General features: G+C 74.2%; 15 protein-coding genes and 1 pseudogene. 4 read left to right on the top strand and 12 right to left on the bottom strand.

The features are described from left to right. Nucleotides 1-73 precede the first annotated feature (73 nt). The 4 genes and pseudogenes from WA788_RS01160 to WA788_RS01145 form a co-directional block, all read right to left on the bottom strand. A complete protein-coding gene (locus tag WA788_RS01160) occupies nucleotides 74-3286 on the bottom strand; it encodes a GH92 family glycosyl hydrolase (RefSeq protein ID WP_335970609.1) in 3213 nt (1070 codons plus the stop codon). Between the two features lie 317 nt (nucleotides 3287-3603). Beyond that, complete coding sequence (locus WA788_RS01155) at nucleotides 3604-4101, bottom strand: GNAT family N-acetyltransferase (protein ID WP_335970607.1); 498 nt, start codon at nucleotides 4099-4101, stop codon at nucleotides 3604-3606. A gap of 69 nt (nucleotides 4102-4170) precedes the next feature. Further along, nucleotides 4171-5094, bottom strand: coding sequence for a M56 family metallopeptidase (locus WA788_RS01150; protein ID WP_335970606.1), 924 nt, complete (start codon nucleotides 5092-5094; stop codon nucleotides 4171-4173). A gap of 143 nt (nucleotides 5095-5237) precedes the next feature. Beyond that, a pseudogene (locus WA788_RS01145) lies at nucleotides 5238-5618 on the bottom strand (BlaI/MecI/CopY family transcriptional regulator); the annotation flags it as partial. 189 nt (nucleotides 5619-5807) lie between these two features. On the opposite strand from WA788_RS01145, the gene WA788_RS01140 reads away from it, so the two are divergent. Together WA788_RS01140 and WA788_RS01135 are read left to right on the top strand one after the other, a co-directional pair. Further along, complete coding sequence (locus WA788_RS01140; protein ID WP_335971235.1) at nucleotides 5808-6485, top strand: DedA family protein; 678 nt, start codon at nucleotides 5808-5810, stop codon at nucleotides 6483-6485. Continuing rightward, a complete protein-coding gene (locus WA788_RS01135; protein WP_335970604.1) occupies nucleotides 6482-7057 on the top strand; it encodes a phosphatase PAP2 family protein in 576 nt (191 codons plus the stop codon). The genes WA788_RS01140 and WA788_RS01135 overlap by 4 nt, the downstream gene beginning before the upstream one ends. 299 nt (nucleotides 7058-7356) lie before the next feature. Here WA788_RS01135 and WA788_RS01130 read toward each other — a convergent pair whose 3' ends face one another. After that, on the bottom strand, nucleotides 7357-7971 hold the full coding sequence (locus WA788_RS01130; RefSeq protein WP_335970602.1) for a TetR/AcrR family transcriptional regulator: 615 nt from the start codon (nucleotides 7969-7971) through the stop codon (nucleotides 7357-7359). Between the two features lie 115 nt (nucleotides 7972-8086). On the opposite strand from WA788_RS01130, the gene WA788_RS01125 reads away from it, so the two are divergent. Then, a complete protein-coding gene (locus WA788_RS01125) occupies nucleotides 8087-8509 on the top strand; it encodes a nuclear transport factor 2 family protein (protein ID WP_335970601.1) in 423 nt (140 codons plus the stop codon). A gap of 57 nt (nucleotides 8510-8566) precedes the next feature. On the opposite strand, the gene WA788_RS01120 is transcribed toward WA788_RS01125, so the two are convergent. From WA788_RS01120 to WA788_RS01105, 4 genes are all read right to left on the bottom strand, one after another. Then, nucleotides 8567-13381, bottom strand: coding sequence for a DNA repair ATPase (locus WA788_RS01120; protein ID WP_335970599.1), 4815 nt, complete (start codon nucleotides 13379-13381; stop codon nucleotides 8567-8569). Beyond that, the gene (locus WA788_RS01115) at nucleotides 13378-15549 is read right to left on the bottom strand and encodes a flotillin family protein (RefSeq protein WP_335970597.1); all 2172 of its coding nucleotides are present in this window, start codon (nucleotides 15547-15549) and stop codon (nucleotides 13378-13380) included. Before WA788_RS01115 ends, WA788_RS01120 begins: the two co-directional genes overlap by 4 nt. 85 nt (nucleotides 15550-15634) lie before the next feature. Further along, nucleotides 15635-16495 (bottom strand): hypothetical protein, encoded by an 861-nt coding sequence (locus WA788_RS01110; RefSeq protein WP_335970595.1) that lies wholly within the window; start codon nucleotides 16493-16495, stop codon nucleotides 15635-15637. 243 nt (nucleotides 16496-16738) lie between these two features. Then, nucleotides 16739-17290, bottom strand: coding sequence for a YceI family protein (locus tag WA788_RS01105; protein ID WP_335970593.1), 552 nt, complete (start codon nucleotides 17288-17290; stop codon nucleotides 16739-16741). 107 nt (nucleotides 17291-17397) lie between these two features. Here WA788_RS01105 and WA788_RS01100 point away from each other — a divergent pair, with 107 nt between their 5' ends. After that, entirely contained in the window at nucleotides 17398-17898 is a 501-nt protein-coding gene (locus WA788_RS01100) for a MarR family winged helix-turn-helix transcriptional regulator (RefSeq protein WP_335970592.1), read from the top strand. 165 nt (nucleotides 17899-18063) lie between these two features. On the opposite strand, the gene WA788_RS01095 is transcribed toward WA788_RS01100, so the two are convergent. The 3 genes from WA788_RS01095 to WA788_RS01085 form a co-directional block, all read right to left on the bottom strand. Then, nucleotides 18064-19125 (bottom strand): PucR family transcriptional regulator, encoded by a 1062-nt coding sequence (locus tag WA788_RS01095; protein ID WP_335971232.1) that lies wholly within the window; start codon nucleotides 19123-19125, stop codon nucleotides 18064-18066. A gap of 248 nt (nucleotides 19126-19373) precedes the next feature. Beyond that, the gene (gene tatA / locus WA788_RS01090) at nucleotides 19374-19655 is read right to left on the bottom strand and encodes a Sec-independent protein translocase subunit TatA (RefSeq protein ID WP_335970590.1); all 282 of its coding nucleotides are present in this window, start codon (nucleotides 19653-19655) and stop codon (nucleotides 19374-19376) included. 272 nt (nucleotides 19656-19927) lie between these two features. Further along, nucleotides 19928-20260 (bottom strand): cupin domain-containing protein, encoded by a 333-nt coding sequence (locus WA788_RS01085; protein WP_335970588.1) that lies wholly within the window; start codon nucleotides 20258-20260, stop codon nucleotides 19928-19930. Nucleotides 20261-20477 lie beyond the last annotated feature (217 nt).

The raw sequence follows: 20477 nt of genomic DNA, 5'->3' as shown, positions 1-20477 counted from the left end.
CCCCCATCCTCCCGCACCGCCCGCCGCGGAGTGGACGGCCCCGCGGCGGGCGGTGGGAGAGGCCCTCAGCGCATCAGCCGAGGCCCATGGCGAAGAGGTTCAGCCGCCCCGAGTAGCCGGACGGCAGGGTGACCGACGCCACCGTCTTGGACGCGTCGAGAGGGACCGCGGCCCCGAACACGTAGGTGCTCGTCTGCTGCGCGCCGGTCGCGAGGTTGCGGTAGGACATCTTGGCCGCGACCGTCTCGCCGGTGAGCAGCGGGTCCTTGTCGTGGTGCATCGTCCAGTCGCTCACCTGGAGCGTGTACGGCTGCACGGTCCCGTCGGTGTACTCGATCCGCCCGGTGGCGCTGATCGGGCCGCCGGCGCCGGCGGTGGCCAGGAACGCGAGGGTGCTCGCGCCGCCCTGCGCCGCCGGCCGCACCGACTGGCCCGCGGCCACGACGTCGTCGGCGGTGCCCGCGTCGCTCGTCGGCCAGGTGAGGGTGGCGCCGCCGACCTGGACCTGGGCGCCCGGGGTCAGCCCGGCCGCGGCGAGGGCGTCGCGGGACAGGCTGTTGCCGCTGCCGTCGAGGTTGCCGACGCCGCGGTCGCTGTCCGGGCTGGTGCCCACCGTGTCGTACAGCTGCGCCAGGGAGGTCGCGGCCACCTGGTACGGCGCGGTGGTGAAGGTGGTGAGCGCGCCGCCGCTGCCGCCGCTGCTCGACCAGCCGGCGGTCACGGTCACCGGGTAGCTGCCGGGCGCGGTGCCCGCGGGCGGGGTGAGCGGCAAAGTGACGGTCGCCGTGCCGCCGGGCCTGATCGCGGCCACCTTGCCCGAGGCCACCGGCCAGGCCGCCTTCGCGCCGACCGTCAAATGGGTGGCGGCGGTGTTCCCGGCATTGGCGAGCTGCACCTTCATCGTGCCCGCGGCGCCGGCGGCACCGGGGGTGGAGGTGACACCGGTGATCCGTACGTCGGCGGTGTGCGCCGTCGCGGAGCACGCGGAGACCGGGGTGGCCGAACCGGTCGCCCAGGTGCTCGGCTTGGAGCCGAGGTCGAAGCGCAGGGTCGCGCCGGCCACGATCGCGCTGTGGCTGATGACGCTGGTGTTCAGGCGCCTGCCGCCGACCGTCACGCCGTCGATGTAGCGGTTGGCCGCCGACGCGCCGGGCGCGTCGATCACCAACTGCTTGGCGCGGTAGAAGGGTTGCTGGAGGTGCACCACGGCGTGGCTGAACAGCGGGCTGGTCAGCGTGTACTGGTCACCGCCCGCGAACTGCGGGTACAGGCCGAGCGAGGACAACACGTACCAACTGGACATGGTGCCCAGGTCGTCGTTGCCGGTGACCCCGGTGGGGCTGGTGTTGTACAGCGTCTCGGCCGCGCGCACCACGTCCTGTGTCTTCCACGGCTGGCCCAGGTAGGTGTACAGGTAGGGCGCCTGGAGGTCCGTCTCGTTGTACGGGTTGTACTGGTCCTCCGCTCCCCACTTCGCACTGGCGACGCCTGCCGGGTCCGCGGTCAGGTCGCCGTAGGAGAAGAACTGGTCGAGCTTCGCGACGGTGGCGGCGGTCCCGCCGAGCGCCTTCGCCAGGCCGGTCACGTCCTGCGGCGCCAGCCAGGTGTAGTGCCAGGAGGAGCCCTCCTTGAACCCGGTCTCGCTCTTCGGGTCGAAGGACGCGCGCCACGACCCGTCGGCCAGGCGCGGCTGCACGAAGCCGGACTGCTGGTTGACGACGTTCAGGTACCGCTGCGAGCGGTCCAGGAACCGGGCGGCGTCGGCCTTCTCGCCGAGCTTGGCGGCGTACAGCGCGAGCGAGCAGTCGTTGACGCCGTACTCCAACTGGTCGGAGACGGCGGAGGTGTAGTCGCCGGTGCTGCCGTACGGGACGTATCCCTGGTTGAGGTACTCGGCCAGTCCGGTGCGGCCCTCGAACGGGGTCTGCGCGGCGTCCGGGAGCTGCGTCGCGTTCTTCAGCAGCGCCTGGTAGATCGGGCGGGCGTCACCGGGGCGCAGCAGGCCCTTGAGGTAGGCGTCGGTGAGCAGGTTCGCCGCCGGGTCGCCGACCATCTCGTTCGTGTAGTACTGCGCGTAGGGCCACTTGGGGACCCAGCCGCCCTGCTGCGCGTCCTCCAGCAGGCTGTGCGCCATGTCGGCGACGCGTTCGGGCGCGACCAGGTCCAGGACCTGCTGCTGGGTGCGGTAGGTGTCCCACATCGAGAACGCCGTGTAGTGCGCGTGCCCGCCGGACTCGTGGTGCACCGCGTTGTCGAAGCCGGTGTAGTCGCCGTTCGCGTCGGAGTACACGTTCGGGTCGAGCAGCGAGTGGTACAGCGACGTGTAGAACGTCTTCTGCTGCTCGTCCGTGCCGCCCTGGACCCCGACGCGCGACAGCATCGTGTTCCACTGCGCGGCGGCGGCGCTGCGCACGTGGTCGAAGCCGAAGCCGTTCGTGCCCTCGGCGGAGAGGTTGGCGCGGGCGCCGTCGAGCGAGACGTACGAGATGCCGACCTTCGAGGTGACGTCGTGTCCGGCGAAGGTCACGTACGCGCCGCTGCCCGTCCCCGTGGTGGACGCCTGCCCGGTCTTCACCGCGGTGCCGCTGCCGGTCGCGAAGGAGCTGAACGCGTGGTCGAACTGCATCGAGAAGTAGACGGTGTACTGGTTGTAGCTCTTGGACGGGCAGGTGTTGAAGTACCCGTAGGTGCTGACCGACCCCTCCAGCGTGTGGTCCCCGACGACGCTGATGCTCGCCTTCGACACCCCGCGGAAGCCGCCGCCCGGGCTCACCAGCACGCCGGCCGTGGCGCTGCCCGGGAACGTGTAACGGGCCCACCCGGTGCGGGTGGTGGCGGTCAGTTCCGTGTGCACCCCGGCGAGGTCCACCGCGTACGACCCCGGGTGCGCGTCCTCCGTCGCGTGGTCGAACGTCACCTCGTTCGCGTGCGGGTCCAGCGACGTGACGCCGCCCGTCAGCGGCAGCGACGTCACGTCGCCCATCGCGGCGCAGCCGGGGCCCGACAGGTGATTCAGGCCGAAGCCCCATGTCGTGGGGTTGTCGTACTCGTAGCCCCCGCCTTCGGCGGACTCGGTGTTCGGGCTGTACTGCACCATGCCGAACGGCACTGTGGCACCCGGGTATGTCCCTCCCCCCGCCGCGGTGCCGGCCAGCGGCGCGACCAGCGCCGCCGGGTCCGCCGGCGCGGAGGCCGCTTGTGCGGCGGCCGGGACGGCCGCCAGGCCGGCGGCCAGCAGGCCGGCCGCGACGGCGGCCCGCACAGGTCTGAGGATTCGCTGGCGCATGGTGCCCCTCGGTCATGTCTTGACATCGTTGTCACATCGCTGGCCCCCGGAACGTACTGCTCCGGCCGAGCCCTGACAAGAGCCGTGCGCACCCGGGCGCGTACCTCGACGGCACCCCGCTCCCGCCCCTCCGGGGCACCCCTGTGGCCCAAGGGTGCGGTGTGCCCGGAGAGCAGGGTGCGGGTCGGGCGCGGGTTTCCCGTCCAACGGGCAAGGGGGTGCGGGTCGGGCGCGGGGTGGTCCGGCGAACCGCAGCTACGCTCGCGGGGCCACGCCCTTCCGGCACCTGGGCTTCTTCGCCCGCATGGCGGGCAGCGTCAGTCGGCGACGGGCATGAGCAGGGTGTCCACGAAGTCGACGGCGCCTTCCCGGCGGTAGAAGCCTAGGGCGCCGTCGTTGCCGGCGATGACGGAGATCTTCATGACCTGGACCCCCTCCCCGGCGAGACGCTCGCGCGCGGCCCCGACGAGGGCCCGCCCCACTCCGGCGGCCCGGACCTCCTCGTCGACCACGAGGGTTTCGAGCACGCCGACCCGGTCCCCCCACTGCCATGAACCGGGAGCGTCGAGGACGCGCACGACCGCGTAGCCGAGCAGCTGGTTCGCGTCCCGCGCCACCAGTACGGCGGCGAGCGGCTCCCGCAGCCACGCGAGGCACTGCCCCCGCCGCAGCCGCCACGACTCCTCGGGGGTGCGGACCGCACCGAGGGCCGCCAGGTGCGGCGCCTGCCGGCTGTGGTGGCCCAGCAGTTGCCCCCAGAGGTGTTCCAGGCGGTCCACCTCGGAAGCGGCCAGAACCTCGATCACGGGATTCATGCCAGGGAGCGTAAGCCCGGGCAGGCTCCCTGCCACCGGCGGTGCGTCGGCCAACCCTCCCGGCGGGGGTCAGCGGGGCTCGCCCTGGGCCACTTCGATGGAGCCGTGGAGGTCGTAGGCGGCGTGCAGGGCGCAGCCGGCGGAGAGGGTGAGGGCGGCGGCGAGGAGGGCGGCGAGGGCGCGGGGGGCGCGGGCGCGGCGGGGGGTGAGGAGGGCGGAGACGCGCATGGGCACGGGCCCGGTGGTGGCCGAGAGGGCGGCGTGCGGCCGGACGGCGGCGGTGTGCCCGGCAAGGGCCGCGCGGCCGATCGCGAGGGCGGCCACCTTGCGGTCGCCGACGGCGGTGGCGGCGGCCTCGTCGGCGCCGCGCTCCAGGGCGTAGGACAGCGGCGTGCGCAGGACGCGCAGCGCCGGGTGGCAGGCGCAGGCGAGGGCGAGCACGGTGAGGAAGAGGTGGTGGCGTCCGGTGATGTGGGCGCGCTCGTGGGCGAGGAGGACTTCCCGTTCGGCCGGGTCGAGCGCCCGCAGCATCCCGGAGGTGACCACGATCCGCCCGGGCTGCCCGAAGCTGCCGGGCAGGGCGTACGCGTCGGCCCGGGAGTCGCTGAGCACGGTCAGGTCGCCGGCGGCCGAGCCGTAGCGGTCCGCCTCGCGCCGGGCCCGGGCGGGCAGCAGCAGGTGGCGGCGGACCTCCCGGACCAGCGCGACCGCGACGGCGGCGAGCAGCACGGCGGCCACGCAGGCGGCCGGCACGGTCACCTGGTCGCCGACCACGGGCAGCACGAGGTGGCCGAACGCGGCCACCGGCGGCAGCCGCAGCGCGCCCGCCCCGGCGAGCAGGCCGAGCGCGGCGGTGCTGCACGCGGCGAGCAGCGCGGCGGAGGAGGCCAGCAGCCAGGCGGCGGCGCGCGGCGGGAGAGCGGCGGCCAGCCGGCGGGCGGCGGGGGCCGCGAGCAGCGGCAGCAGCAGGGGCAGCCAGACGGCGATGTTCACGGCGCCTCCCCGTTGCGTGCGGCGGCCCCGCCGTCCACGACCCCGCCGTCCACGGCCCCGCCGTCCACGGCCCCGCCGTCCGCTGCCCTGCCGTCCACGGCCTCGTCCGGGCGGGGACCGGCGGCGCCGGGCGCGGCCCCCTCCGCCCCTTCCGCCTGCGCCAGCAGCTCGCGCAGCACCTTCTCGTCGTCCGGGTCGAGCCCGGAGACGAAGCGGGCCAGTACGGTGCCGCGGTCGTCGCTCGCGGACTTGTCCAGCTCGCTGCGCATCCGGCGGGCGGCCAGCCCCGGGGAGTCCTGGACCGGCAGGTAGGCGTAGCCGCGGCCGGAGCGGGCCCGGCTGACCGAGCCCTTCTCGTGCAGCCTGGCCAGGATCGTGGTGACGGTGGTGCGCGCGAGGGCGGTGCCCAGTTCGCGCTGCACGTCGGCGGGGGTCAGCGGGCGGCCGCCGGCGGCCCAGAGGGCGGCCAGGACGCTCGCCTCCAGCTCGCCCGCGGGGCGGCGGCCCGCGCTCGGCTCCGGCATGGCTCGATCGCCCCTTCCGGCCAGTTCGTCTACAGTGCTGTAGACCGACTACATCACTGTAGTCGGTCGGCGGCGCGGCACGCGCCCCCGGAACCATTATGGGAGGGCCCCACCGCCATGCCCCTGCCCGAGTCCGTCCACCTCGCCCATGGCGCGGTCCCGGCCGCGCATCTCGCGGTGGACCTCGCGATGAATCCGCTCAGCGCGAACTCCGTCCTGGCGTCCTTCGGCGCCCTCGGCATCGCCGCGGTGCTCTTCGCCGAAACGGGGCTGCTGGTCGGGTTCTTCCTGCCCGGCGACTCGCTGCTGTTCACCGCCGGGCTGCTGTGCGCGCCGGGCTCCTCCGGCACCGTCCACCTCACGCTGTGGCAGGTGCTCACCGCCGCCCTCGCCGGCGCGCTGCTGGGCGCCCAAACGGGTTACCTGCTCGGGCGCCGCGCCGGGCCCGCGCTCCTCGCCCGCTCCCGGGCCCGCCGCCTGCACGAAGGCGCGGCCCGCGCCACGGAACTCCTCGCCCGCTACGGCCACGCCCGGGCGGTCGTACTGGCCCGCTTCGTGCCCGTCGTGCGCACCGTGCTCAACCCGCTGGCGGGGGCGCTGGCCGTCCCCGTCCGGACCTTCACGCTCTGGCAGGCGGTCGGCGGCGCCGTCTGGACGGTCGGACTCGTGCTGGCCGGATACGCCCTCGGCTCCTCCGTCCCCAACGTCGACCACTACCTGCTGCCGATCGTCGCCGTCGTCGTCCTCCTGTCGCTGCTCCCGCTCGCCCTCGAGCTGCGGCGCGGGCGCCGTACGGGCGGCGACCGCGACCGCACACGTACCAACGGCGAGGGCCGCCACGCCGTCACCTCACGGGAGGGCTCATGAACGCCCAGTTCGACGCCGGCTTCTACCGCTGGGTGGTGCGGCTCGCGCAGCACACGCCCGGGCCGCTCGACGACGTCGTCCGCTTCTTCAGCGACTACGGGCTCGGGGTGTTCGCCGTCCTCATGGTCGGCGCGTGGTGGCGGGCGCGGGGCAGCGGTGACCGGCTGCGGATGGCGGGGGTGCTGGCCGTGCCGGTGGCCGTGGTGCTCGCCTACCTCGCGAACGACGCGGTCAAGTCCTTCTTCACCGAGCAACGGCCCTGCCAGACGCTGCACGTCGCGCCGACGGTCGAGGCGTGCCCCGCGCTCGGGGACTGGTCCTTCCCGAGCAACCACTCCGCCATCGCCGCGGCCGCGGCCGTAGCGCTCCTTCTCGTCGACCGGCGGCTCGGGCTGATCGCCGTCCCCTTCGCGCTCCTCCTCGGGGCGTCCCGGGTGTGGATCGGGGTCCACTACCCCCACGACGTCCTTGCGGGGCTCTTCCTCGGGACCCTGCTCTCCCTCGCCCTCCTCCCCCTCCTGCGCAGGCTCCTCCTCCCCCTGCCCGTGCCGACCCTCATCTCCGGCACGTAGCGCTCTTTACGGGTGGGGAGGGCGCCCCCTGCGGTACGCCCCTACGTGCGGGCGCGTCGTGGCCCTTCGCGCAGTTCCCCGCGCCCCTGAGCACGTGCGGCTGCTCCGCAGCGCACACCGCCCCGCACCGGACCACCGCGAGCACCCCCGACGGGGGCGCGTGGGACCCAAGCGAAGCGCAAAACCACAATCCCCCCCGCAGGCAGACGCGCGCCGCAAGGGGCAACCGCCCAGTCCAGGGGCGCGGGGAACTGCGCGCGCCAGGCCCCGTCGGCCAGGCGGGATGTGCCGGCCCCGGCCTAGCCGTCCAACGCTCCCATGGATCGGTCGAGAAGCGAGGCCAGTGTTTCGGTTCCGTCGCAGGCCAGGCATGCTTCGGTGGCTGCGTCGAGACAGGCGAGGCCGGCACCGACGAGCGCGGCCGCCGCCGGGTCGTGCGGGGCGGGCGGGCGGCCGAGCCGGCGGCGCATCTCCGGGTCCAGCAGTTCGTGCCAGCGCTGCTGCTTCTGCCAGTGCCGGGCCTTGAGCGAGGGCGTCTCACAGATCATCTTGAAGAAGCGCAGGGAGCGGTCGGGGTCGCTCGCGTGTTCTCCGGTCATGACGTCGAACGCATGGCGAAGGGCGGTCCACGGCCGTTCTCCGTCGGGTTGCGCGACGAACGCGGCGGCGACCCGCCGGCCCAGTTCATTGAGGCCGTCGAGCGCGACGTCCTCCTTGGTCTTGAAGTACCGGAAGAACGTCGCACGGGAGAGCCCCGCTTCGGCGGCGATCTGGTCGACGGTGGTGTTGTCGAACCCCTGTTCGTCGAAGAGCCGTGACGCCACGGCGATCACCTGGGACTTCATGACCTCGCGGGCCCGGCTCCGCAGCGGCGCCGCGGCCGCGCGACCGCCCAGGTTGGGTGAGGTGTCCATCACACGCGAGTATAGCCGTCGACCGAGCGGATTGAGACTGACTCTCAAGTTGATACTCTGTCTCATACATCGGCAGGCCGACCCGCTTTCGGTCTCGCACCATCAAGGAGTAGCCATGGCCACGTCCGCTCAGCACCGCACCGCCTTCGAGGCCCTCCTTGCGTGCGTGGACGGCCGCGCCGGCAAGGCCGCCGTCGCTTCGTGCCTCGCCGAGAACGTGGTGCTGAACAGCCCGATCCTCGACGAGCCGGTCACCGGCCGCGACGCCGTCGCCGACGTTCTGCAGGCCGTCTACGCGCTGGGCGACCTCACCACGGAGGAAGTTCTCAGCGGCGAGGCCCACCAGTCCGCGTTCTTCCGGCTGCAGATCGAGGACACCGTGGTCAACGGGATGGACTACGCCCGTTTCGACCCGGACGGCAAGATCATCGAACTGTCCGTGCTGTGGCGCCCGTTGCCGTCCGCTGTCGAGATGCAGGGGAATATCGCGCATCTCCTCGGCATGCAGCCGTGGGAGCTGCGCACGAAGAGCGAATGACGGTACCGGCAGGCCGACAGACGTCAGCCCGCAGCACGGCGGGGGGCGGGAGGGCGGTCAGGGGGTGTAGGGGGCTTTGAGGCGGGACCAGCGGAGCGCTTCGGTGGGGGTGAGGGTGCCGCGCAGCTCCGCGAGTTTGAGGAGGGCCGCTTCGGCGCCGTGGGCGAGGGTCTGGGCCTCGGCGCGGTAGTGGTCGGTGAGGGCGGCGTCGACCTCGGCGCGGTTCATGGTGGAGGTGATCCGCGCGGCGAGGCGGTTCATGTTGCGGTAGGAGCCCTGGAGGAGGAACGGGGGCTCGGTGCGGGACTCGGCCGAGCGCCCGGCGGAGTCGATGTAGGCGGCGTTGACGGTGAGCAGGGTGTCGCGGACCCGCAGCAGGTGCCGTAGGACGGCGAGGATCTCGTCCCGCTCGTCCGGGGCGTAGGGGTGGACCAGGTCGGCGGGGCGCGCCGTGGGGTCGCCGGCGGCGAGCCGCACCAGCAGGTCGAGGTCCGCCCGGTCCCGCCCGGCCAGGGGCGCGAGCACGGGGTTGGCGGTGAGCGCGTTCTCGACGTAGGAGAAGGCGAACAGCTCCTCGCGCCCGGTGAGCACATCCCCGAGGTTCCACACGTCGGCCCGGTTCGCCAGCATGTCCGGCACCCGGAAGACCGCGCCGGACTCGGTGTAGGGGTTGCCGGCCATGCAGACCGCGAACCGCTTGCCGCGCAGGTCGTACGCCCCGGTGGGCCCCTCGATCCGGCGCTGGGCGTCGCACAGCGGGATGAACTTCTGGAGGAACTCCGCCGAGGCGTGCTGGATGTCGTCGAGGTGGAGCAGCACGTTGGAGCCCATCTCCAGGGCGAGCCGGACCTTCTCCAGCTCGCGCCGGGCGGCGGCGTCGGGCGCGCGGTCGGGGTCGAGCGAGGTGGTGCCGCTGCCGAGGGCGGGCCCGAAGACGCTGACCAGCGCCAGCCCGAGGCTGCTCGCGACGTACTCCACCAGGGACGTCTTGCCGTACCCGGGCGGGGACATGAGCATCAGCAGGCCGCCGGCCGGGCCGAACTGCTTGGCGAGGCTGTCGCCGACCAGCGGCAGGTAGACCTCGTCGAGCAGCCGGTTGCGGACGAAGGAGGCGGGCGGGCGCGGCCGGTAGCCGTCGAGGGCGAGCCGTTCGCGTTCGGCGGCGACCACGGCGGTACGGTGGCGCTGGTAGGCGCGGTACGCGGGCACGTCCTCGGCGGTGAACCGCCGTACCCGGGTGAGGAGTTCGTCCAGCCGCAGGGTCATCGTGCCGTCCACCGCCCGGGGGTGGACGGCGAGCAGCCCGCGTACGGTCACCTCGACGTCGGTGTCCACCTCGTACCGTACGGTGCCGGCGCCGCACAGCAGCCCGGCCGCGGCCTCCACGAGGTCGGGGCCGTCCGCGAACGGGTCCAGCCAGGCGCGGGCGAGCTGCCAGCGCGCAGCCAGGCCCGCGCCCGACTCCCCGCCGAGCGCGTCGAGATCGGCGCCGAACTCCTTGTACGGCACCGCGTCCGGCCCGCCCAGCGCCCCGGTCAGCCGCGCCACGACCGCCCGGGCGCCCGGGCCGAGCACGAACCCCTCCTGGTCGTGGGCGAGTTCGGCGACCAGGTACTCCCCCAGCAGCAGGGCGTCCGTCGCCGGCTCCGGCGCCAGGGGCGCGGGCAGGTCGGCGCCGAGAAGGAAGTCCCGGGCCCGCGCGCCGACTTCCGCGGCCAGCTCGCCGAGCGCCTGCCCGGCGCCCGCCCCGCCGAAGGCGGCCCTCGCCCGGCTGAGCGAGCGGGCCCGGGCGGTCCAGGCGGCCTGTTCGGCGGGAGGCGCGGCCTGCGTCCAGAACAGCAGTCCGCCCGCGCGGGTGGCCGCGGAGTACCGCAACAGCCCCGCGTGCGCGGCGCGTTCGGCCAGCGCGGTGAGGAGCAGTACCGCGTCGTGGTCGTGCACGCCCCGTTCGTACCCCTCCGACGCGCGCTCGGCGACGGCGGCCCGTACGGCGCCGGGGATGTCCGCGGCGGCCGGGGAACCCGCGGCGAGCCGTTCCAGCAGCAGGCCGCCGGCGAGGAACTCCGCGCGGGACAGCTCCGGGGACTCCGAGACCAGCGGCCGGGACCAGAAGGCGCGGGTGGCCGCGAAGGCCGGGTCGTCCACCGGCGCGAGGTAGTCGGTGCCGGTGAGGGTGAAGGCGAGGCCGCCCGCGTGCGGGACGAGCGCGAGGTCCAGCGGCTGGGTGTTGACCGCGAAGCGGTGCCGGCCCAGGCGGATCGCGGCGCCGCCGTCCTCGTACAGGTCGAGGCGGTCGCGCAGGGCGGCCGTGGCGGCCTGGCGGGCGGCGGCGAGCGCCGCGGTGAGCTCAGCGGCCCGCGCCGGGTCGCCTAGGGCGCGCAACTCCGCGGCGATCCGCTGGTGTTCGGCCGCGAGCGGGTCGGAGGCGAAGTAGGTGTGGATCGCGTCTGCGCTGTCCAGGGTCGCCGCGCGGCGCCGGATGCCGTCGAGCAGGCGGGTGGCGCTGGCGGTCAACCGCTGGGCGCGCCGGGCCCGTTCGTCGGCGAGCGCCTGCTTGCGGGCGGCGAAGGTCTCCCGGACCTCCTCGCGGCGCGCGTCGAGCGCGGCGAGGCGCTCCTCGTCGGCGGCGAAGCGCGTGGCCAGGTTCTCGATCTGCACCAGCAGGCGGCCGAGCTGCTCCTCGCACGCCTCGGGGGTGCCCGCCGCGTCGAGCGCGGCGCCGATGCTCTGGGCGAGCAGCGCGCTCTGCGCGGCGAACTCCGCGCCGGTCTCCGCCGCCAGCAACTCCCTTCTGTGGGCGGCGAGTACGGCCCTGGCGTGGTTGACCGCGCCGAGCACGTCGGCGGCGGTGGCCAGGATGCGGGTGCGGACGGTGGCGTCGGTGATCTCCAGGGTGCCGGCGGTCTCGGTGACGGTGGCCAGGCCCGCGGCCTGCTCGTCCAGCGCGTCGGCCAGCGGCTCGGTGCCGGCGGCGGTCCCTGCCGCCGGGATCTGCGCGGCGATGTCCGCGACGCGCTGCCGGTAGCCGTCGAAGGCGGATTCGTCGGCGAAGTGCGCGGCGGCGCGGGACGCCGCTTCGGCCAACTCCTTCGCCAGCAGGGCGTCCAGTGCGTCCAGCCGGGCCGGGTCGGCCTGCCGCATCTCCCGCAGGGTTGCCAACCGGCCCTGGCAGGAGCGCAGTTCGGTGAGTCGGGCGACCCACTCGTCCGCGGACGCGGCGGCCTCACCGCGTACCCGGCGGCCCAGCGCGGTGATCCGCGCCTCGGCCTCGTCGGCGGCCGCGGCGGCCTGCGCGGCGGACTCCCGCACCCGGGCGTACTCGGCGAGCACCTGCCGCGCGGTGTCGCGGAGCACGGTGAGCGGGGCCGCCAGGTCCTGCGCGGCCGGGTCGGCGAGCCAGTGGTGGCGGTCCAGGACGCGTTCGGCGGCGCTGCCCAGCGCCTCGTAGACGGCCGCGGCGGGCTCGGGCGCGAGCGCCGCGCGGGCCACCGACAGCGCGTCGGAGACCGCCCGGACCAGGTCCGGGTTGCCGATCCGGGCCAGCGGGCCGTCGCCGACGGGGCGGGCGGCGGCGCAGGTGTCGGAAAGGAACGGGGTGTGCCAGCGCTGGAGGGTGTGCACCCGGCCGGGCTCGCCGCCCTCCGCGGGCCGCAGCGTGATCAGGGTGCCGTCCTCGTACAGCGCGCTGCCCTGGACGTGCAGCGGCGCCGCGGCCTCCTTGCGGATGAGGTTGTACGGCAGCAGCAGCCGGTGGCCGTCGGCGGGCGCGTGGAAGACGTAGAGCACGTCCTCGCCGTTGGCCGAGCGCACCACGCGCTCGAACTCCAGGGTGGCCGGGGCGACTTCGCCGGAAGCGGGCAACGCGCCCGGCTCGGCGGCCGGTTCGGCGCGGCCGGCGAGGTCGGCCAGGTCGAAGGTGCGGGTGCCGCCGGTGGCGAGCACGTAGCCGCCGGGGAAGACCACGCCCTGGTCGTCCGGCAGCCGCAGGCAGACCTGGCCGAGCGCGTCGATCCGCTCGACCTGCTCGGTGCGGGTGTTGACCGCGAAGTGCCGGTCGGCGGACTCCCGGTAGGGGCGCACCCGCAGCAGCACCAGCGGCCCGGCGCCCGCGTACGCGACGTCGGCGTCCGCCAGCGACTGGAGGGCGTCGTCGACCGGCTCCTCGTGCACGGCGCCACCGGTGCGCAGCGCGAGGACGCCGCCGGTCGTGTCGAGCGTGAGGGTGCCGCCGTCGGGCGCGGCCAGCGCGATGTGCGGGTGGCGGCCGGGGACGTACGCCTCGCGGCCGACCGCGCTCCAGCGCACCGTCTCCGCCGGCTCGGCGGGCTCCTCGCGGGCGGTGCCCTCGTACGCGCAGCGGCCGTCGCGGCCGATCCGCCAGCCCAGCGCCTTGACGTCGGCGGCGCCCGCGCCGGTCCGGAAGACGGCGAGCAGCCGCCCCTCCCAGGCCCGCACCCGCACCACCCGGGTCTGCCGGTAGTAGCGGTACAGCTCGTGGAAGTCCCGTACGAAGCCGGGGTCGTCGAGCAGCCCGGCCGGCCCGGTCGCCTCCCCGGCCGCCTCACCGGCCCCCTCCAGGTCGTCCGCCGGGCGGACCTGGAAGACGTCGGCGACGTCCTCGACCTCGGCCGGGTTCGCCGCGAACAGCAGCCAGGAGCCGACCGGCGCGATGTCGCCGGGCAGCGCCGGACGGGCGGTGCGCATCCGCTCGGCGCCGGCCAGCCGCAGTTCGGCGGAGCCGAAGACCTCCTGCCGGGCCGCGTTCAACGCCTCGGCGCGGCGGGCGAGTTCGTGTGCCGTCCCGGTCAGCCGGGTGCGCAGCACCTGGTAGGCGTCCCCGGCCGGCCCCTCGGTGGAGACCTGCTCGCTCACTTCTTCGCCAGTCCGTTCGCCGAGCCGGTCGCCGCGGCCGGCACCGGCGCGGGCCCACCGGCGGCGCCCGCCGCACCCGGAACCCCCGCGGCGCCCCCGGCAGCGGCTCCCACGACCCCCGACAGGACCTCGTCCGCGATCCCCATCGCCCGTGCCTGCTCCAGGAGTTGCCGGAACCCGCCGGCCTGCGGGCCGCCGTCCGCGATCAGCCGGCCGAGCAGCCCGGCCACGCTCATCCCGCCCCACCCCGCGCCCAGCGAGGACAGCACGCGGGTCGCGTCCTGCGTGAACCGCTCCGACCCGTCCAGCCACGGCGCGGCCGCCGCCCGCACCGTCTCGGAGTTGGCGACGAAGGAGTCCACCGAGCGGGCCGCGCTGACCGCGCCGATCAGCCGGTCGAAGAAGACGTCCTCGCCGCCGACGATGCTGATGTCCGCCTTCTCCAGCCCGGTGGCCAGCACCGCCGCCTGCGCCTCGGCGATCTGCCGCTGCGTGTCGAGCCCGGCCAGCCGGACGTCCTTCTCCGCGGCCAGCCGCAGCCGGTACTCCTCGTGGCCGCGCGAGGCGTCGTCGAGTGCGGCCATCGCGGCGGCCTTCTCGGTCAGCCCGGCCGCCTCCGCCTTCAGCTTCTCCCCGATCATCGCGGCCTCCGCGGTGGCCTGCGCCGCCGTGCCCTCCGCCTGGGCGAGGGACTTGGCGCGGGCGCCCTCGGCCTCGGCCTTCAGCCGGGCGGTGGTCGCCTCGGCCTCGGCCGCGCCGACCTTGGTGATGGCGGCGGCGCTGCGCTCGCGCACCTCGACCTCGGCCAGGCCCTTGGCCGCGGCCTCCGCGCGCACCCCCTCGGCCAGCCGCATCTTCGCGTCGGCGTCCATCTGCGCGGCCTGCCGGCGGGCCTCGGCGAGCGTCAGGGACTCGCGGGCCTTGTGCTGCGCGGCCTGCTCGGCGGCCTCGGCGGCCTTGATGTCCTTGACCAGCCGCTCCTGCGCCTGCGCCTCCGCGGTGATGATCAGCGCCTGCCGCTCCCGCTCGGCCTCCTGCACCAGCCGCAGCTGCTTGATCGACTCCTCCTGCTCGGCGACGGTGCGGTCCACCGCGATCCGCTCGCGCACCACGTCGGCGACGTCCCGCCGCTCCCCCTCGACCTCGCGCTCCTTGGAGATCCGGGCGAGTTCGGTCTCGCGCTCGCGGGCGATGACCTCCAGCACCCGGTCCTTCTCGATCCGCTCGTTCTCCACCGCGATCACCCGCTCGCGGTTCTTCTGCGCGACGGCGACCTCGCGGGCCTGGTTCTCCCGCTGCACGCCCAACTGCTCCTCGGTGCGCAGGAAGGCGCCCTGGGCGCCGAGGCGCTCCTCCTCCTGCACCTTGGCGGTGACCGCCTCCTCCTTCGCCCGCAGCGTCTCGACCTCGCGGCGCTGCTTGATCTCGGCCTCGGACTGGCGGCGTTCGAGCTCCAGGATGGTCTCCCGGGCCTCGACGTTCTGCCGGGTGATCTCCTTCTGCTCGGTGCGCTGGAACTCGTTGGTGCGCACGTGCTCGATCGCGGTCAGCTCGGTGATCTTCCGGATGCCCTGCGCGTCGAGGATGTTGGCCGGGTCGAGCTGGGTGAGCGGGGTCTGCTCCAGGAAGTCGATCGCGCAGTCCTCGAGGTGGTAGCCGTTGAGGTCGGTGCCGATCACCTGGATGATCTGGTCGCGGAAGTGCTCGCGGTGCGTGTAGAGGTCCACGAAGTCCAGCTGCTTGCCGACCGTCTTCAGCGCCTCGGAGAACTTCGCGCTGAACAGCTTCTGCAACGTGTCCTGGTGGCTGGCGCGTTCGGTGCCGATCGCCTGCGCCACCTTGATCACGTCCTCCTTGGTCTTGTTGACCCGGACGAAGAACGTCAGATGGATGTCGGCGCGGATGTTGTCCTGGCAGATCAGGCCCTCGCGCCCGGTGCGCTGCACCTCGATGGTCTTCACCGAGATGTCCATCACCTCGGCGCTGTGCAGCACCGGCAGCACGACGGTGCCGGTGAAGGTCACGTCCACGTGCTTGGACTTGGAGACGATCAGCGCCTGGCCCTGGGAGACCTTGCGGAAGAGCTTGGTGACGGTGACGGCCACGCCCAGGGCGATGAGCAGGAGGACGGCGACGAGCACGCCGATCCCGATGACGGTGGCATCCATGACGGATCAACCTCGATGCGGTGAAGCGGATATGAGTAGGTGCCGTGCGTGCGGGGGCGGTTGGGGGGATTGGGTGGCGCCGAGGTCAGGGCAGCGCGCGGGCGCCCGGTGGCGGCGGTCCGGCCGCGGGGTCCGCGTAGGGCGCGGCCCAGAAGAACTCGCCCTGCGGGTCGTAGTCGTAGAGCAGCGCGGTACGGCCGGCCGACAGCGGGCCGCCGGTGTCGCTGTCGGGGCGCCGGACCTGGACGATCGCGGTGGACCCGTCGGGCGCGGTCACCTCGGCCTGGCCGAACCGGTCGGTGACGGTGCCGGTGCGCACCACGCAGACCAGGCCGACGAAGTCCCCCCGGGAGGGCGGCCGTTCGTGCGGGTAGAGGCGGCGCAGCGGGCGGACCAGCACCCAGGTGCCCAGCCACGCGCCGAACAGCGCGGCGGCGACCAGGGCGAGGTCGGCGGCGGCGCGGCCGGGGCCGTGCAGCCCGGCGCCGTCCAGCGCGGCCGAGCCGGCCAGGCTCAGGAACCAGCCGAGCGCGACGAGCAGGGAGAACACCACGGTGACGGGTACGCCGTCGAGTCCGGCGGCGGCCAACAGGCCCGAGCCGCCGGGGTGTTCGCCGTGGGAACCGTCGGCGTCCGGGTGGCCGTGCGGGTGAGCGTCCGGGTGGCCGGGCGCGGATACGCCCGGGTGGCCGTCCGCGCCCGCACCGTACGAGCCCCCGCCGTACGAGCCCGCGTCGTGTCCCACGACGCCGTGGCCGCCGGCGGGGGCTGCTCCATGGGAACCCCCGTACTCCATGGAGTGCCCGCCGGCGGCGTCGTGGTGCCCCGGGCCGTGCGAGTCGGCCGCGCCGACCAGCACCAGACCCCAGAAGCCCACCACGACCACCAGCGCCCCCCCGAACAGGACCGTCGGAAAGCCGAGGCACACATCGACGAACTCCCCCATGCCGGATGCGCCTCCCCCTTGCCGTACCGCCTTGCCGGTCGGTCCTGCCGGGACAGATCGTGGCAGTGTCCGGGCGGGTACGGCATTTCCGCATCCCGGCAGAGTTGGCGCCACCGAGATGTCCGGGTCCGCCTGCAACCGAAACGCGGGCGGCCGCCGCAGGCACCGGTCAGGCACCTGCGACGGCCGTCGTACGCGGGGTGGGGCGGGCGTGCCCCGGTCAGGCAGCGGAGATCAGGACGCTCAGGCGTCGACCTTCGCGGCCTCGATCTCCAGGGCGATGCGGATCTTGTCGCCGACCGCGGCACCGGCCGCGCCGCCGGTCACGCCGAACTCGCCGCGGCTGATCTCGGTGGCGGCCGAGAAGCCGGCGATCGCGCTGCCGTCGAAGCTGGTGCCGAAGCCGTTCAGCTCCAGGGCGAGGGTGACGGGCTTGGTCACGCCGTGCAGGGTCAGGTCGCCGTCGACCTCGAAGACCTCCGCGGACTTGGCGCGGATGCCGGTGGAGGAGAAGGTCAGCTCGGGGAACTGCTCGACGTCGAGGAAGTCCGCGCCGCGCACGTGGGCGTCGCGGCCCTCGTTGTTGGTGCTCACCGACTCCGTCTTGATCACGGCGTTGACGGTGGACTCCAGCGGGTCCTCGGCGGTCACGATGGTGCCCTCGAAGGCCGCGAAGTGGCCGCGGACCTTCGAGACGCCGAGGTGGCGGACGTAGAACGACACGTCCGAGTGCACGGTGTCGATCTTCCAGGTGCCGGCGACGTAACCGTCGATCACTTCGGTCTGCGTGCTCATGGGGAGGGCTCCTCGGAATGGTACGGAGATCAGCAAGTCGTTTCGTTGAGCTTTCACACACACTACCTCGCTGGTATTGAGAGTTCAACCACCCGTATGCTGGGGACATGGACGACGTGCGCTGGCTGACCGACGAGGAGCAGGAGATCTGGCGGGCCTACATGACGTCGAGCGTGGAGTTCAACGCCTACGTCGACCGTCAGCTGCGGCGGGACTCGGGGATGCCCATGGCGTACTACGAGATCCTCGTGCGGCTGTCCGACGCGGACGGGCGGTGCCTGCGGATGAGTGAGCTGGCGGAGGCGTCGCTCTCCTCGCGCAGCCGGCTCTCCCATGCGGTGTCCGCGCTGGAGAAGAACGGGTGGGTGCGGCGGCGGCCCGCCGACGGGGATCGGCGGGGGTGGGTCTGCGAGCTCACGGCTGCGGGGTTCGAGGCGCTTGCGGCTGCCGCGCCCGGGCATGTCACGGCGGTGCGGGAGCATCTCTTCGACGTGCTCACGCCCGAGCAGCTCGATGTTCTGCGCGACATCGGGCGCGCGATCAGTGCGGGGTTGCGCACGGAGTGCGCGGCCGCGCAGGCGGAGGATGCGGCGGGGTGCGAGGAGTAGTTCCTGCCCCTCGGGGTGCGATGTCGTCCGCGGGTGCGTAGTGGCCTGTCGCGCAGTTCCCCGCGCCCCCGGGGGGCTGCCCCTCCGGGTGCGATGTCGTCTGCCGGTCCGCCGTGGCTTGGCGCGCAGTTCCCCGCGCCCCTGGGGGGCCGCCCCGCAGGGGTTTTAGAGGGGGCGGGTGGGCCAGTTGAGGAGGCGGGCGCCGAGGGCGGCGGTCTCCAGGGTGTAGCGCTGGAGCGCGTCGTCGGGGTCGAAGCCGGTGAGGGAGGCGATCCGTTCGAGCCGGTAGGACAGTGCGCGGACGCTGAGGTCGAGCCGGCGTGCGGCCTCCGCGTTGACGTAGCCGGCGGCGGCATACGCGGAGATGGTGTCGACCAGCGGCTGGGCGCCGCCGCGCGCGTGGACGAGCGGCCCGAGCACCGTGCGGACCAGGTCGGACATGGCCGCCCGGTCCCGCATGAGGACGGGGAAGACGAGCAGGTCGGCCGAGTTGAGCACGGCCCCGGTGAGCCCGAGCCGGTCCGCGAGGTCGAGCGCGCTGAGCGCTTCCTCGTACGAGCGGACCACCCCGGCGGCACCGCTGTGCGGGCGGCTGACGGCGACCCGCCCGGAGGAGGCGGCGAGCTTGACGAAGGCGTCGAAGGCGGGCTGCTGCCCGGTGGGGGCGACGCACACGATCCGGCCGTCCTTCGCGGCGACCAGCAGGTCGTGGTCGCCGAAGCGCCCGGCCAGCTCGCGTTCGACGCGGTGCAGCAGCGGGTGCGTCTCGTGGTAGTCCTCGCCGACGGGCGCCGCGGCGACCCCCACCACATGGCGGTCGGCGAGCCGCAGCCCGAACCCCTCGGCCTGCTCGGCGATGCGCCCGGGGTCCGTACGGCCGTACAGCAGGTCGTCGATGAAGGTGCGGCGGGCCGCCGCGGCACGGCGCACCGCGTGCCGCTGGGCCCGGGCGTGGCCCTCGGCGAGGGCGGCGATCCCGGTCTCCAGCGCGGCGAGCACCGCGCTGCCGACCCGGCGCAGCTCGCCCGCGTCCCGCGCGCCGGCCACCCCCGGCAGCTGCGGCCAGGCCCGCCGGGCCTCGGCGAGGTGGACGGCGGTCAGCTCGCGCAGCCCGAACCCGGAGTCGGCGGCGTGCTCGCCCAGCACCCGGCGGCTCTCGCGCTCGGCGCGGGTGAGGGTGCGGCAGCTGCGGGATATCTCGGCCAGTGTCTCGGGGAAGCCCGCGATGAACTCCGGAGGTACGGCGCCGGTGCCGGCTCCGCCGTCCGCGCCGCGGCCGGTTCTGCCCGCGCGTTCCCGGCCCCCGCGTGCCCAGCCCCCGTACCCGCCCCCGACGACACCACAGGCCCCCTCGTTCGCTTCCCGCACCCGGACGTCCTGAACGTACCAAGACTGCCGGGTCCCGGAAGCGGGGGGCCTGTCGATGGGCGCGCGCGGCCGCGGCGCCGATAGGCGGGGTCGGTGGTCGGCCGGTGCTACTTCACCGAGCCGGTCGCGGGCTCCTGCGTCTGGGCCTGGTTGGCCGTCACCACGTCGCTGGGCGTGATCGCCTCGGGCGCCGGGGTGGTGGAGGCGGTGGGCGCGCCGCCGGCGGAGCCGCCGTCGTCGGTCTTCATCGCCTTCGCCTCGGACTTCAGGATGCGCATCGACTTGCCGAGACCGCGGGCGGCCTCAGGAAGCTTCTTCGAACCGAACAGCACGATGACGACGATCGCCACCACGATCAGGTGCCACGGCTCCAACCCGTTTCGCAACATGGGATGATCCTCGTTTCGTTATGGCCGACTCACAGCTCTCTAGTGTCGCATTGTCACCCGGTCAGCCCTACGGACGGACACCCGGGTACTCAAAGCATGCGCAAAAAGCTCGTGAACGGGAAGACCCAGCCACCCTTTTCCCGCCTTCCGGACACCCGGGTGCGGTGCCGCCACCCCCGCCGTGACCTGCGCGGAAATGCCCGTACGCGGCCGGGCGGCGGGTTTCCGCAATGCTCCCGCACGGCGTGACAAAAGCCACCGATGCGGAGGTTTCAGCGCCGCTTCGTGACCGTCAGGAGCACCGCGCTGTCCTCCAGCGCCTCCACGCCGTGCCGGTCGTGCGGCATCACGAGCAGGTCCCCGGCCATCGCCTCCCAGGCGTCCTCCCCGCAGGTGAGCCGGACCCGGCCGCGCAGCACCAGCAGGGTCGCCTCACCCGGGTTCTCGTGGTCGGAGAGCACGGTCTGCGCGGTCAGCGCGATGAGCGTCTGGCGCAGTGCCTGCTCGTGGCCGCCGTAGACGGTCTGCGCGCTGCGCCCGTTGGAGGCGGCCGCGGCCTGGCGGAGGTGTTCGCGCACCTGTGCGTCCAGCGAGAATTTACGCATGGCCCGAGTCTGGCAGCGCGCGGGCCCGCGGCCCGGCAACGCCATGCCCGCACCTGGGTGGGAGCCGCGGCCCGGGAGGGGCGGGCGGTGTGTGGGTCCGGCCGCGGCACCGGTTGCCCCCGTACCGCGGAAGGTGGGCTTCCGCACGCACCCGCGGCGGCCGGACCCGACGGCTTCATCATGGGGACGCCCGCCAACCGCCCGCTAACATGCGCCT

Source organism: Streptomyces sp. CA2R106 (genome assembly GCF_037034245.1).
Classification (GTDB): Bacteria; Actinomycetota; Actinomycetes; order Streptomycetales; family Streptomycetaceae; genus Actinacidiphila.
Note: the sequence above shows the minus strand (reverse complement) of the source record. Positions and strands in the feature narration are given on the sequence as shown.

Bases quoted from the DNA above. Each gene is read 5' to 3' on its own strand.
- WA788_RS01140 (WP_335971235.1), top strand. From the start codon at position 5,808: ATGAATCCGCTCAGCGCGAACTCCGTCCTGGCGTCCTTCGGCGCCCTC.
- WA788_RS01100 (WP_335970592.1), top strand. From the start codon at position 17,398: ATGGACGACGTGCGCTGGCTGACCGACGAGGAGCAGGAGATCTGGCGG.
- WA788_RS01130 (WP_335970602.1), bottom strand. From the start codon at position 7,971: ATGGACACCTCACCCAACCTGGGCGGTCGCGCGGCCGCGGCGCCGCTG.
- WA788_RS01115 (WP_335970597.1), bottom strand. From the start codon at position 15,549: ATGGATGCCACCGTCATCGGGATCGGCGTGCTCGTCGCCGTCCTCCTG.
- WA788_RS01135 (WP_335970604.1), top strand. From the start codon at position 6,482: ATGAACGCCCAGTTCGACGCCGGCTTCTACCGCTGGGTGGTGCGGCTC.
- WA788_RS01155 (WP_335970607.1), bottom strand. From the start codon at position 4,101: ATGAATCCCGTGATCGAGGTTCTGGCCGCTTCCGAGGTGGACCGCCTG.
- WA788_RS01125 (WP_335970601.1), top strand. From the start codon at position 8,087: ATGGCCACGTCCGCTCAGCACCGCACCGCCTTCGAGGCCCTCCTTGCG.
- WA788_RS01110 (WP_335970595.1), bottom strand. From the start codon at position 16,495: ATGGGGGAGTTCGTCGATGTGTGCCTCGGCTTTCCGACGGTCCTGTTC.
- tatA (WP_335970590.1), bottom strand. From the start codon at position 19,655: ATGTTGCGAAACGGGTTGGAGCCGTGGCACCTGATCGTGGTGGCGATC.
- WA788_RS01085 (WP_335970588.1), bottom strand. From the start codon at position 20,260: ATGCGTAAATTCTCGCTGGACGCACAGGTGCGCGAACACCTCCGCCAG.
- WA788_RS01160 (WP_335970609.1), bottom strand. From the start codon at position 3,286: ATGCGCCAGCGAATCCTCAGACCTGTGCGGGCCGCCGTCGCGGCCGGC.
- WA788_RS01105 (WP_335970593.1), bottom strand. From the start codon at position 17,290: ATGAGCACGCAGACCGAAGTGATCGACGGTTACGTCGCCGGCACCTGG.